We start from the raw sequence: 11,764 nt of genomic DNA, 5'->3' as shown, positions 1-11,764 counted from the left end.
GAGAAGGCGTCGGCAGGCGGATGAGGGGCTGCGCAAACTTTTGAAAATTCGCGGAGAAATCCAATGACTGACGAACCGCTGCTTCGCGTTCGCTCCATCTCGAAATTCTACGGCAACCGTATCGGCTGCAACGACATCTCCTTCGACCTGTGGCCGGGCGAGGTTCTGGCTGTGGTGGGCGAGTCCGGCTCCGGCAAGACCACCCTCCTGAACTGCCTCTCCACCCGCCTCCTGCCGACCTCCGGCACCGTGTCCTACCGCATGCGCGACGGGGCCTTCCACGACCTCTACCGCATGAGCGAAGCCGAACGCCGCTTCCTGAAGCGCACCGACTGGGGCTTCGTGCACCAGAACCCCTCCGACGGTCTGCGCATGACGGTTTCCGCCGGCGCGAATGTCGGCGAGCGGCTGATGGCCGTGGGCCAGCGCCACTATGGCGACATCCGCGCCACCGCCACCGACTGGCTCGGCCGCGTGGAGATCTCCAGCGACCGCATCGACGACCAGCCGCGCGCCTTTTCCGGCGGCATGCGCCAGCGCCTGCAGATCGCCCGCAACCTCGTCACCGGCCCGCGCCTCGTCTTCATGGATGAGCCGACCGGCGGTCTCGACGTGTCGGTGCAGGCCCGCCTGCTCGATCTCCTGCGGGGCCTCGTTCACGAACTTGGCCTGTCCGCCATCGTCGTTACCCACGACCTCGCGGTCGCCCGCCTTCTCTCCCACCGCATGATCGTCATGAAGGACGGTCACGTGGTCGAAAGCGGCCTCACCGACCGGGTGCTCGACGATCCGCAGGCGCCCTACACCCAGCTTCTCGTTTCCTCCATCCTGCAGGTGTGATCATGGCAACGCCCCTCGTCGTCTCCGAAGTCTGCAAGAGCTTCACCATGCATCTCCAGGGCGGCATCCGCCTGCCCGTGGTGTCCGATGTCTCCTTCTCGCTCTCCGCCGGCGAATGCGCCGTGCTTGGCGGCCCCTCGGGCGCCGGCAAGAGCTCCATCCTCAAGATGATCTATGGCAGCTACGCCATCGACACCGGTCAGGTGATCGTCAGCCATGACGGCAATCTGGTGAACCTCGCCACCGCCGATCCGCGCACCGTCATCGCCATCCGCCGCGACACGATTGGCTATGTCAGCCAGTTCCTGCGCGCCGTGCCGCGCGTTTCCGCGCGCGACGTTGTGGCCGAACCGCTCATCGCGCGCGGCGAAGTTCTGGAAACCGCCCGCGGCAGGGCCGAGATGCTGCTCGAACGCCTCAACCTGCCCGAGCGCCTGTGGGATCTGCCGCCCGCCACCTTCTCCGGCGGCGAGCAGCAGCGCGTGAACATCGCCCGCGGCTTCATCACCGACCACCCCGTTCTGCTGCTTGATGAACCGACCGCTTCGCTCGACAAGGCAAACCGCGAAATCGTGGTTTCCATGATCGACGAGAAGAAGAAGGCGGGCATCGCCCTTCTCGGCATCTTCCACGATCAGGATGTGCGCGAGATCGTCGCCGACCGCATCATCGACGTCACCGACTTCGCACCAGGCAGGAAAGCGGCATGAAACAGCTATCGGAAAAGCCGGCCATTCACCCCACCGCAAAGGTCGTCGAGTCCACGCTCGGCCGCTACACCGAAATCGGCGAGCGCTCCCGCGTGCAGGAAACGGCGTTCGGCGACTACTCCTACATGACGCAGGACTGCAGCGTCTGGTGCGCGCAGATCGGCAAGTTCTCCAACATCGCCGCCGCCGTGCGCATCAACGCCACGAACCACCCCACATGGCGGCCGACCCTGCACCATTTCACCTACCGCTCCGGCGATTACTGGCCGGATGCCGAGCATGACGCCCAGTTCTTCGAATGGCGGCGGGAGAACATGGTGCGGATCGGTCACGACACATGGCTTGGCCATGGCTGCACGATCCTGCCTGGCGTCACCGTCGGCGATGGCGCGGTGATCGGCGCAGGCGCGGTCGTGTCGAAGGATGTCGCGCCCTACACGATTGTCGGTGGCGTTCCCGCACGCACGATCCGCGAGCGTTTCGACCGCAAAACCGCCGAGCGCTATCAGGCGCTTGCCTGGTGGGACTGGGACCATGACCGGCTGCGCGCCGCGCTGGACGACTTCCGCTCGCTGAACGCGGAAGAATTCCTGGAAAAGCACGGCGGCTAAAGCAATTCCAGGAAAAGCGGGAACCGGTTTTCCGTCCGGAACTGCGTAAAAGAATATCCGATTTATTGATGGAGCATCGGGGAAACCGGAAGCCGGTTATCGCTTTCCGGTCCGATGCTCTCATCGCCGCGCCAACGGGTCGCAGCTTTCCCTGAATATGATTGTCATGTTTTTATTGACAGGAACGCCCGTCCGCGTGTTCTATGCGCCTGCATCTGCGCGATGCGTCCATGGTGTTGGGGCCTTTAACCCTTTCGATCGCAGGACGTCTGTCGTCGCCCGCAAGCCCTGCCTGCCGCAAAACCTGCCGGCAGTCTTTCGCTGATACGGGCGCGTTTTCCGACACACTCCGGCACGAAGGTTCAACCCTTGCCTGTGGGCTTGACCTTGCAAAGCCACGGAGCGTTTGACGTCGCCATGCTCGTCTGTCAGTGCAACCTGATCACCCAGAAAGAGGTCGAGGACACCATCGTTTCGATGCTGGACGAAGACCCCTGGCAGCTCATCGTGCCGGCCAAGGTCTATCACACGCTTTCCAAACGAGGTCGCTGTTGCGGCTGCTTCCCAAATGTGGTGGAAACGATCATCCGTGTAACGGAAGAATACCACCACCGTCACGCCGAAAGCGAAGGCGCTGAAGTCGTGACATATCTTGACCAGGTTCGCGCCCTGCGCGAGCGCTACGGGAGCAGGTTTAATGAAAGGCGACAAAAAGGTTATCGAGCGGCTTAACGAAGCCCTCACCCATGAACTCGGGGCGGTCAACCAGTACTGGCTGCACTATCGCCTTCTGGAAGACTGGGGCTTCACCAAACTGGCGAAGAAGGAACGCGAGGAATCCATCGAGGAGATGCACCACGCCGACAAGCTGGTCGAGCGCATCATCTTCCTTGAAGGTCATCCCAACCTGCAGGTCGTTGGACCGCTGCGCATCGGCCAGAACCTCAAAGAGGTTCTCGAAGCCGATCTGGCTGGCGAGCACGATGCCCGCAAGCTGTACAAAGAGGCCCGCGACGACTGTAACGCCGCCGGCGACTACGTATCCATGAAACTGTTTGAAGAGCTTCTGGCCGATGAGGAAGGCCATATCGACTTCCTCGAAACCCAGCTTGAGCTTCTTGAGACCATCGGCGAGGCCAAATACGGCCAGCTGAACGCCGGCTCTGCCGACGAAGCCGAGTAATCTGGCTTAGGAATGGCCGGTCGAGCACCCGCTCCCGGCCATTCCACTCCCGTGATCAATGCGCTCTTGGCCGCTGTTTTGTACCCGGAACGAGCGCCGCATCGCCCAGCTTGCGCGCCGCCCCGGTTCGCTCCGCCACCACGATCAGCCCTTCTATGGGCTCACCGCGATCCATCCGGATCACCGCCTTCTCCAAAAGGACCGGCTCGAACCCCGCTTCCGCCAGCGCTGCACGCAGATGCGGCTCGGAATGGGCATAACGGCGCGAGGCGCGCAGCACCATTGCCTCCGGCCCCGCGTGATGTTCGACCGAGAAGACGAAGAGCGCTCCCGGCGCAAGCGACGCGCCCGCCGTCGCAAAAAGCCGCTCCAGCGCGCCCAGATACATGAACACATCGGCCGCCGTCACCAGGTCGGCCCTGCGCGGCAGGGTCGAGAGCGCCGCTAGATCGGCCCGCTCCAGACGGTCGTATATGTGCTTTCCCCCGGCCCGCTTCAGCATCTCGGCGGAGATATCGAGCCCTTCCAGAAAGCTCACGCGGGATCGCAGACGCTCGCCCATGAGGCCGGTGCCACAGCCAAGATCGACCGCATGGGCAAAGCTGTCGCGGCCAAGGCGCAGAAGCGCCTCTTCCAGCAATTGCGGCACGCGGTAGCCAAGCTTGTCCACCAGCGAAGCGTCGAAGGTTTCGGCATATTGATCGAACAGCGTTTCGACAAAGGCGGAAGGAGCGGCTTCAAGACCGTCCAGCGCGCCATGCAGCTCAAGCTTGAGCGCTGCGCCCAGCCTGTCTTCGCGATCAAGCCGCAGCACCGTGCGCCAGGCGTCCACCGCCGCCGCGATCTCGCCGGCCTCGGCCAGCATTTCGCCATGTCGATAATGCCCTGCGATCCAGTCCGGCGCGAGTTCCAGCGCCTCGCCCATCAGGCTGGCAGCGGCCGCAAACTCCCCGTTTTCCAGCAACATCTCGGCGTACTCCGCCCGGCGATCGGCCAGGAGGTTACCCGAGGTGAAGATGAATGGGTTCATACAGTTTGAATTTTTCCGGGGTGCCCTGGGTCAGGACCCACGCGGGCGGTGGGCGTTTATGCTCCCGGAAATCTCTCCTGACAAGCATATCTTTCACCATCAGAAAAAAATCCTATCTTGTGGTTCCATGAAGCCGCACGATCTGCTCCACCCGCGTCCGGCAGGGCTTTATTGCCCGCCCGGCGATTTCTACATCGATCCCGTTCGCCCGGTGGAGCGGGCGCTCATCACGCATGGCCATGCCGACCACGCCCGCGCGGGCCATCGCCACGTGCTGGCGACAGGGCAGACACTCGACATCATGGAGCTGCGCTACGGCGCGGATTTTGCCGAAAGCCGGCAGGCCCTTGCCTATGGCGAGAAGCTTTCCATCGATGGTGTCACCGTCTCGTTTCACCCCGCAGGCCATGTGCTCGGCTCGGCGCAGATCGCGGTCGAGGCCAACGGGCTGCGCATCGTCGCCTCCGGCGACTACAAGCGCCATCCAGACGCCACCTGCGCACCATTCGAGCCGGTGCGCTGCGATGTCTTCATCACCGAAGCGACCTTCGGGCTCCCCGTCTTCGTCCATCCCGATCCGCTGAACGAAATCCGCAGGCTGACCGCCTCGCTTGCCCAGTTCCCCGAGCGCGCCCACATCGTCGGCGCCTATTCGCTCGGCAAGGCGCAGCGCGTCATCGGCCTCCTGCGCGCCGCCGGTCATGATGCGCCGATCCTCATTCACGGCGCACTGGCGAAACTCTGCAACTACTATCAGGGTCAGGGCATCAAGCTCGGCAAACTCGCCCCGGCCACCGACGAGGAAGGCATTGTCGATCGCGGCGCGGGCCAGATCATCGTCGCCCCGCCCTCGGTTTTCGGCGAGCGCTGGACGCGCCGTTTCGCCGACCCGCTCAATGTCTTCGCTTCCGGCTGGATGCGCATTCGCCAGCGCGCCAGACAGCGCGGCGTCGAGCTTCCGCTGATCCTGTCCGACCACGCCGACTGGAACGAACTCACCGCCACCATCCGCGAAACGGAGGCGGGCGAAGTGTGGGTGACCCATGGGCGCGAAGAAGCCATCGTGCGCTGGTGCGAGCTGAACGGCATCGTCGCGCGTCCGCTCAACCTTGTCGGCTATGAAGACGAGGCCGAGTGATGCAGCGTTTCGCCGATCTCCTCGACCGTCTCGTCCTCACCCCGTCGCGCAATGGCAAGCTGCGGCTTCTGACGGATTACTTCCGCACCGTGCCCGATCCCGACCGGGGCTACGCGCTGGCCGCACTCACGGGCGGCCTCGATTTTCCGGCGGTCAAACCCGCCATGCTGCGCACCCTGATTTCGGAGCGCATGGACGAGGTGCTTTTCGCCTATTCCTACGATTATGTGGGCGATCTCGCCGAAACCATTTCGCTGGTCTGGCCCGCCTCCCCCGACAGCGAGATCCCGCCGCCGGCGCTCTCCGAAATCGTCGAATCCCTTGCAAAGCTTGGCCGCGCCGAAGCGCCGACGGTCATTGCAGGCCTGCTCGACCGGCTCGACCCTTCCGCCCGTTTCGCGCTCATCAAGCTGGCGACCGGGGGCCTGCGGATCGGCGTTTCGGCGCGGCTTGCCAAACAGGCGCTTGCCGCCTTTGGCGACAGGGATGTGGGCGAGATCGAAGAGCTCTGGCACGGACTCGAACCGCCCTATGAAGCGCTTTTCGCCTGGCTGGAAGGCAGGGCCGGGAAGCCGGTCAGCGCAGCAAAAGCGCTGTTCCGACCGGTCATGCTCGCCCACCCGGTCGGCGAGGGCGATCTCGAAAAACTCGATCCGGGCGACTATGCCGCCGAGTGGAAGTGGGACGGCATCCGCGTACAGGCGGCGGGCGAAGACGGTGTGAAACGGCTTTATTCGCGCACGGGCGACGATATTTCCGGCGCATTTCCCGATCTTTTGGCGGAATTCGATGCCGAAATGACGCTGGATGGAGAACTTCTGGTCGGAAATCCGGGCCTCAAAACCGGCACGTTTTCAGATCTGCAACAGCGCCTGAACCGCAAGACGGTCTCGAAGAAGATGCTCGCCGAATACCCCGTTTTTCTGCGCTGCTACGATCTTCTCCAGATCGGCGATGATGATCTGCGCGCCCTGCCCTTTACCGAGCGGCGCGCCATTCTGCAAAGCGAACTGCCGGCGCTTTCAGAACACCGGTTCGACCTTTCGCCCATGGTCGGCTTTTCAGGCTGGGAGGAGCTTGAGGAAAAGCGCCGCAATCCGCCGCATCCCATCATCGAAGGGGTGATGCTGAAACGGCGCGATTCCACCTATGTGCCGGGTCGCCCAAAGGGGCCGTGGTTCAAATGGAAGCGCGATCCGTTCACCGTCGATGCGGTCCTGATGTACGCCCAGCGCGGCCACGGAAAACGGTCGAGCTATTATTCGGACTATACATTCGGCGTCTGGAGAGGCCCGGACGACGCACCCGAACTGGTGCCGGTCGGCAAGGCCTATTTCGGCTTTACCGATGAAGAACTGAAGCTGATCGACAAATATGTGCGCGACAACACGGTGGAGCGTTTCGGCCCCGTGCGCTCGGTGCGCGCGGAGCCCGGCCATGGCCTCGTTCTGGAAGTCGCCTTTGAAGGGCTGAACCGCTCGACGCGCCACAAATCGGGCGTCGCCATGCGCTTTCCGCGCATCTCGCGCCTGCGCTGGGACAAGCCGGCGGCCGAGGCCGACCGGCTGGAAACCCTTATGGCGCTTTTGGCGGACTAGCGGGCAGTCACTGCGTTGCGACCGCTGCGCGGATCGCGAAGATGTCGAGCGCCTTGCCGCCGCCCGTCACATCGGGAACGATGGTGATGGCGCCGCCGCCATTGGGCCGCTCATCCGGCAGCGTGACCTCGAACAGATAATCCGCCCGTGAGGGGCCGACCACATAGCGGGTGCGTCCGCAACCGCCGAGCGCGCCGAAATTGCACGACAGCGAAAGCTGCGTTTCCTCGCCATCCTGCGAACGCGCCTCGATGCTGAAGATCGCGCTGCGGCCTGCCAGCGTTTCGAGAATGCCCTGCCCCACATCGAAGGTGACGCCGGCATTGCCCGCCGTGCTGATGCGCAGGAACACCCGGTCATCATTGCGCATGACATCCACATTGCCGCCATTGGACGCGGCGACTGTCGTCGGGTCGGTCGGATCGAACACGGTGATCCACTCGCCCGCAGCGCGGCTCGTGCCCGATGCGCCCGCTGAGCCCGTGGTCTCGTCGCTGCCCGTCGAGAACTCTTCTTCCTCAAGCGCCAGCGGCGGATTGGGAACGCTGGTGTCGCGTTCGGCGCTGGACATCAGGATGCCACTGGAAAACGTCCACCAGAGCCCCATGGCGACAAAGGCCACCAGGGTCGCCACGAGAAACAGCATGGCGTAGGGGCGGCGCTGCCTTGGCAGGGCCGCGCGAATGCGGCGCTTGGTTTCCGCATCCGACGGCTGGTCGGGTGCGGAAGGCCGGTCTGCGCGGTCGATCTGCGGCGTGAAATCGCTTTCGGCGCGCCGCACTTGTGCGCGACGCGGCTCCGGCGTTACTCCGGGCGCCACTTGGGGCGCCACTTGGGGTGCCACCTCGGACGAACGCGCCTGACGCGGCGCGGGCCTCGGCTCCTGCCGCTGTGGCGCTTCGGGTTCCGGCGCGGCCGGGCGACGGGGCGCGGCTGCGGGAACGAATTCCGTTTCGATTTCGGTGATCGTCGCCTTCAGGTTCTCACGCCGGGCGAGTCTCGCCTCGTCCGAGAGATCCTCGCGTGCCTCAAGCGTGCGCTCCAGCGCGGCAAACGCCGAGCGGTAGACCTTCTCACGAAAGGACCGCTTGTCTGCGTCGCCCTTTTCGAACGCCTTTCTTATGGCTTTTTCTATTGCGTCCAAGGCTGGCTGCCCTCTTTGCCTGCTTTGCCCCATGGTTAACCGTTGGTGAGTATGCAATCAACGGTGATAACAAGGTGTGAACAATCCATCGTTCCGGCGCGACGCGCGGAAAACGGTTCACAAACCGCTCAAAACAAGGCCGGAGGAGACTGGAATGCGTGATTTCGCGCTCGAAGTTCATTTTTCCCGCTGGGAGTTCAATGCCCGGCATCACATGACCGCTTCGGACATGGAGAGCATGACGCTCGGCGAACTGACGCAGATGGCAGGGCCGACGGCCCGCGAACAGCTCGACAGTCTCTGGCTCGGCTACACGGAAACCTGGGGCGCGCCTGATCTGCGCGAGGCCATCGCCGCCACCTATGACGGACTTTCCGCCAGCAACATTCTCTGCTTCGCCGGGGCGGAGGAAGGCATCTACGCCGCCATGCGGGTGATGCTCACGCCCGACGACCACGCCATCGTCTCGGTGCCCAACTATCAGGCGGCCGAGACCGTGCCGCTCGGCCTGTGCGCCGTTACCGGCGTGCCGCTTCTGGAAGACGAGAACTGGCGGCTCGACCTCGACGCGGTGCGCGCCGCGATCCGCCCCAACACAAAGCTCATTTCCGTCAACCTGCCCAACAACCCGACCGGCGCGCTGATGCCGCAGGACGATTTTGCGGAACTGGTGGAGATCTGCCGCGCGCATGATCTCTATCTTTTCAGCGACGAGGTCTATCGGCTTCTGGAGCGCGACGAGAGCAAGCGCCTGCCGCAGGCCGCCGAGATCTATGAGAAAGGCATATCGCTCAATGTGATGTCCAAGGCCTACGGGTTGCCGGGCCTGCGCATTGGCTGGATCGCCAGCCCGGACACGGCGCTCCTGCTGAAATTCGAGCGCTACAAGCACTACCTCTCGATCTGCAATTCCGCCCCCAGCGAGCGTCTGGCGGTGATGGCGCTTTCGGTGAGCGACCGCATTCTTGAGCGAAACCGCGCGCTGATTGCCGAAAACCTGGAGAAGGTGGACGCGTTCTTCGCCGACCATGCCGACCTGTTCGACTGGACACGGCCCGATGGCGGCTGCGTGGCCTATCCGCGTTACAGGGGGGCCGATGGCGTGGAAGCGTTCTGCCGCGATCTGGTCGAAGAGCAGGGCGTGCTGCTTCTGCCCGCCTCGGTCTACCACTCGGAGCTGATGGATGCGCCGGCCGGACGCTTCCGCATCGGCTTTGGCCGCCGGGGCATCGACGCGGGACTGACCGCGATGCGGGCCTTTCTCGAACGCCGTCACAATGGCGTTGCGGCCGGGTGAGGAGACGCCCGGCGCAAAAAATGCGACAAGGGTTCCCGGGACGCTTCGGGAGCCCGCAAGATCAAGGGTTCCCAACAAGGGGTGAGATGCTGTAGAAGTTTTGACGTTTACGAATACGTCAATTGAGGGGATAGCCAATGGCGCTTCCGGCCGTTTTCGACAAATTGCGTTTGCCCGTGGTCGGCGCGCCTCTGTTCATCATCTCGCATCCGCCGCTGGTGGTGGCGCAGTGCAAGGCCGGCGTGGTGGGCTCGTTTCCCGCGCTCAACGCCCGCCCCAAGGAGCAGCTCGACGAGTGGCTTTCGCAGATCACCGAAGAACTGGCTGCGCATGACGCACAGAACCCGGATCGTCCCTCCGCCCCCTTCGCGGTCAACCAGATCGTTCACCGGTCCAATGACCGGCTGGAGCATGACCTGAGGGTCTGCGTGGACCACAAGGTGCCAATCGTCATCACCTCGCTGGGCGCGGTCGAGGAAGTGAACCAGGCCGTCCACTCCTATGGCGGCATCGTGCTGCACGACATCATTCACGACCGCCATGCGCGCAAGGCCATCGAAAAGGGCGCTGACGGGCTGATCGCGGTTGCAACCGGGGCCGGCGGCCATGCAGGCACGCTCTCGCCCTTCGCGCTGGTGCAGGAAATCCGTCAGTGGTTTGACGGGCCGCTGCTTCTCTCGGGCGCCATCGCCAATGGCGGCGCGGTTCTGGGCGCTCAGGCCATGGGCGCGGACCTCGCCTATATCGGCTCGCCCTTCATCGCCACCCACGAGGCGCGCGCCAGCGACGACTACAAGGAGATGATCGTCTCTTCACGCGCAGCCGACATCGTTTATTCCAACCTGTTCACCGGCGTGCACGGCAACTATCTGAAGGGGTCCATCGTCAACGCCGGCATGGATCCCGACAACCTGCCGGAAGCCGACCCCTCGAAGATGAATTTCGCCAGCGCCGACGCAAAGGCCTGGCGCGACATCTGGGGCAGCGGACAGGGTGTCGGCGCGGTGAGCGAGATCACCGGCGCAGGCGCGCTGGTGGACCGGCTTGCGGCAGAATATGCCGCCGCAAAAGACCGGCTCTGCACGCCGCGCTGAGACCAGATCCTGATCCTGATCTTGGAGAGATCAGCCCTCGTCGCTCAGACTGTCCTGCAGCGCCGAGACGATCTTTTCGAGCAACGCCAGATAGTGTGCGCGCTCCGCATCGGTGAGGGTTTCGAGCGCGAGGCCGTTCACAGCACCAACCGCCTGCCTGACACGCACCGCCTTTTCCATTGCAGCCGGGGTCAACCCGATCAGCCGGCTGCGCCGGTCTTCCGGGTCGGCCCGTCTCTCAATCAGACCATCGCGCTCCATGCGCAACAGCGTTGCCGCCATGGTCGGCTGCTCGATGCCGGCGCTTTTCGTGAGCGCCTTCTGCGTTAGCCAGGCTCCCTCACCCAGCGCGAAGAACACCGGCAGCATGCCGCTGGTCACGCCGATGTCCCTCAAATTGCGGTCGATGGCGCGCGCGAAAAGCCGCGCCGCCCAGTTCGTCATATAGCCTGCAGATCGTTCACGCCTGAAAGTCATTTATATAGCTTGCTATCCATTTATATTGCATGCTATGTATATTGCATCGACGGTATCCCCGCAAGGAGAAGGACCATGCGCTGGAAAAGCACTGATGACCGCTATGGAGCGGTTGCGATTGCCATTCACTGGACGACGGCCGTGGCCATTGTCGGCATTCTGGCCTCCGGTTTTCAGGCGGCAGACGCGATGGAGGCGGCAGACAGGCTCGTGCTTCTGCGCATCCATGCCACGCTTGGCATCTCCGTGGTGCTTTTGACGCTGATGCGGATCGGCTGGTGGTGGCTGGGCGATGCCAAACCGGCCGATGCCGCCGGCACGCCGCGCTGGCAGGCGCGAGCCGCGCATATCGTGCACGGCCTGCTTTACGTGATCATTCTTGGCATGGGAGCCAGCGGCATCGGCATGCTGGCGCTCTCCGGCGCGGGCGCGACCCTTTTTGCAGGCGCCACGACCCCGCTGCCGGACTTCACCACCTATCTGCCGCGCACGCCGCATGGTCTGGGAAGCCGGCTTCTGATCGCGCTTCTGGCATTCCACACCGCCGCCGCGCTCTACCATCATTTCGTCATGCGCGACGGGCTTCTTGGGCGCATGGGGCTGGGGCGCTAACGCCCCGCTCACACGCCGCCGGCCAGAACG

The 11,764-nt window shown here is 63.8% G+C and carries 13 protein-coding genes; 10 read left to right on the top strand and 3 right to left on the bottom strand.

Features of this window, described 5'->3' with window-relative positions; all coding sequences use genetic code 11:
- The first annotated feature begins 63 nt into the window (after positions 1-63).
- From phnK to bfr, 5 genes are all read left to right on the top strand, one after another.
- A complete protein-coding gene (gene phnK / locus DEJ54_RS07300; protein ID WP_113153988.1) occupies positions 64-840 on the top strand; it encodes a phosphonate C-P lyase system protein PhnK in 777 nt (258 codons plus the stop codon).
- 2 nt (positions 841-842) lie between these two features.
- The gene (phnL, locus tag DEJ54_RS07295; protein WP_113153987.1) at positions 843-1,550 is read left to right on the top strand and encodes a phosphonate C-P lyase system protein PhnL; all 708 of its coding nucleotides are present in this window, start codon (positions 843-845) and stop codon (positions 1,548-1,550) included.
- On the top strand, positions 1,547-2,161 hold the full coding sequence (locus DEJ54_RS07290; RefSeq protein ID WP_113153986.1) for a DapH/DapD/GlmU-related protein: 615 nt from the start codon (positions 1,547-1,549) through the stop codon (positions 2,159-2,161). The genes phnL and DEJ54_RS07290 overlap by 4 nt, the downstream gene beginning before the upstream one ends.
- Positions 2,162-2,578: 417 nt before the next feature.
- Positions 2,579-2,893 (top strand): (2Fe-2S)-binding protein, encoded by a 315-nt coding sequence (locus tag DEJ54_RS07285; RefSeq protein WP_113153985.1) that lies wholly within the window; start codon positions 2,579-2,581, stop codon positions 2,891-2,893.
- Complete coding sequence (gene bfr, locus DEJ54_RS07280) at positions 2,859-3,344, top strand: bacterioferritin (RefSeq protein ID WP_113153984.1); 486 nt, start codon at positions 2,859-2,861, stop codon at positions 3,342-3,344. Before DEJ54_RS07285 ends, bfr begins: the two co-directional genes overlap by 35 nt.
- A gap of 55 nt (positions 3,345-3,399) precedes the next feature.
- Here bfr and DEJ54_RS07275 read toward each other — a convergent pair whose 3' ends face one another.
- The gene (locus DEJ54_RS07275; protein WP_113153983.1) at positions 3,400-4,374 is read right to left on the bottom strand and encodes a methyltransferase domain-containing protein; all 975 of its coding nucleotides are present in this window, start codon (positions 4,372-4,374) and stop codon (positions 3,400-3,402) included.
- A 127-nt stretch (positions 4,375-4,501) separates the two neighbouring features.
- On the opposite strand from DEJ54_RS07275, the gene DEJ54_RS07270 reads away from it, so the two are divergent.
- Positions 4,502-5,512: a ligase-associated DNA damage response exonuclease gene (locus tag DEJ54_RS07270; protein ID WP_113153982.1), complete on the top strand. Its 1,011-nt coding sequence runs from the start codon at positions 4,502-4,504 to the stop codon at positions 5,510-5,512.
- Positions 5,512-7,110 (top strand): cisplatin damage response ATP-dependent DNA ligase, encoded by a 1,599-nt coding sequence (locus DEJ54_RS07265; protein WP_113153981.1) that lies wholly within the window; start codon positions 5,512-5,514, stop codon positions 7,108-7,110. Before DEJ54_RS07270 ends, DEJ54_RS07265 begins: the two co-directional genes overlap by 1 nt.
- A gap of 7 nt (positions 7,111-7,117) precedes the next feature.
- Here the strand turns inward: DEJ54_RS07265 and DEJ54_RS07260 are convergent, their stop codons facing one another.
- Complete coding sequence (locus DEJ54_RS07260) at positions 7,118-8,254, bottom strand: hypothetical protein (protein ID WP_113153980.1); 1,137 nt, start codon at positions 8,252-8,254, stop codon at positions 7,118-7,120.
- 154 nt (positions 8,255-8,408) lie between these two features.
- Between DEJ54_RS07260 and DEJ54_RS07255 the strand changes: the two genes are divergently transcribed.
- Positions 8,409-9,551: an aminotransferase class I/II-fold pyridoxal phosphate-dependent enzyme gene (locus tag DEJ54_RS07255; protein ID WP_113153979.1), complete on the top strand. Its 1,143-nt coding sequence runs from the start codon at positions 8,409-8,411 to the stop codon at positions 9,549-9,551.
- A gap of 137 nt (positions 9,552-9,688) precedes the next feature.
- Positions 9,689-10,645 carry a nitronate monooxygenase family protein gene (locus DEJ54_RS07250; RefSeq protein ID WP_113153978.1) on the top strand — a complete coding sequence of 319 codons (957 nt, stop codon included), beginning with the start codon at positions 9,689-9,691 and terminating at the stop codon, positions 10,643-10,645.
- 30 nt (positions 10,646-10,675) lie between these two features.
- Here DEJ54_RS07250 and DEJ54_RS07245 read toward each other — a convergent pair whose 3' ends face one another.
- On the bottom strand, positions 10,676-11,089 hold the full coding sequence (locus DEJ54_RS07245; RefSeq protein ID WP_245447723.1) for a MarR family winged helix-turn-helix transcriptional regulator: 414 nt from the start codon (positions 11,087-11,089) through the stop codon (positions 10,676-10,678).
- Positions 11,090-11,197: 108 nt separating this feature from the next.
- On the opposite strand from DEJ54_RS07245, the gene DEJ54_RS07240 reads away from it, so the two are divergent.
- Positions 11,198-11,734, top strand: coding sequence for a cytochrome b (locus DEJ54_RS07240; protein ID WP_113153976.1), 537 nt, complete (start codon positions 11,198-11,200; stop codon positions 11,732-11,734).
- Positions 11,735-11,764: the final 30 nt, after the last annotated feature.

Source organism: Nitratireductor sp. OM-1, from assembly GCF_003296175.1.
Classification (GTDB): domain Bacteria; phylum Pseudomonadota; class Alphaproteobacteria; order Rhizobiales; family Rhizobiaceae; genus Nitratireductor; species Nitratireductor aquimarinus.
Note: the sequence above shows the minus strand (reverse complement) of the source record. Positions and strands in the feature narration are given on the sequence as shown.

Coding starts and splice junctions, on each gene's coding strand:
- phnL (WP_113153987.1), top strand. CDS start 843: ATGGCAACGCCCCTCGTCGTCTCCGAAGTCTGCAAGAGCTTCACCATG.
- phnK (WP_113153988.1), top strand. CDS start 64: ATGACTGACGAACCGCTGCTTCGCGTTCGCTCCATCTCGAAATTCTAC.
- DEJ54_RS07270 (WP_113153982.1), top strand. CDS start 4,502: ATGAAGCCGCACGATCTGCTCCACCCGCGTCCGGCAGGGCTTTATTGC.
- DEJ54_RS07285 (WP_113153985.1), top strand. CDS start 2,579: ATGCTCGTCTGTCAGTGCAACCTGATCACCCAGAAAGAGGTCGAGGAC.
- DEJ54_RS07255 (WP_113153979.1), top strand. CDS start 8,409: ATGCGTGATTTCGCGCTCGAAGTTCATTTTTCCCGCTGGGAGTTCAAT.
- DEJ54_RS07275 (WP_113153983.1), bottom strand. CDS start 4,374: ATGAACCCATTCATCTTCACCTCGGGTAACCTCCTGGCCGATCGCCGG.
- DEJ54_RS07245 (WP_245447723.1), bottom strand. CDS start 11,089: ATGACGAACTGGGCGGCGCGGCTTTTCGCGCGCGCCATCGACCGCAAT.
- DEJ54_RS07290 (WP_113153986.1), top strand. CDS start 1,547: ATGAAACAGCTATCGGAAAAGCCGGCCATTCACCCCACCGCAAAGGTC.
- DEJ54_RS07240 (WP_113153976.1), top strand. CDS start 11,198: ATGCGCTGGAAAAGCACTGATGACCGCTATGGAGCGGTTGCGATTGCC.
- bfr (WP_113153984.1), top strand. CDS start 2,859: ATGAAAGGCGACAAAAAGGTTATCGAGCGGCTTAACGAAGCCCTCACC.
- DEJ54_RS07265 (WP_113153981.1), top strand. CDS start 5,512: ATGCAGCGTTTCGCCGATCTCCTCGACCGTCTCGTCCTCACCCCGTCG.
- DEJ54_RS07250 (WP_113153978.1), top strand. CDS start 9,689: ATGGCGCTTCCGGCCGTTTTCGACAAATTGCGTTTGCCCGTGGTCGGC.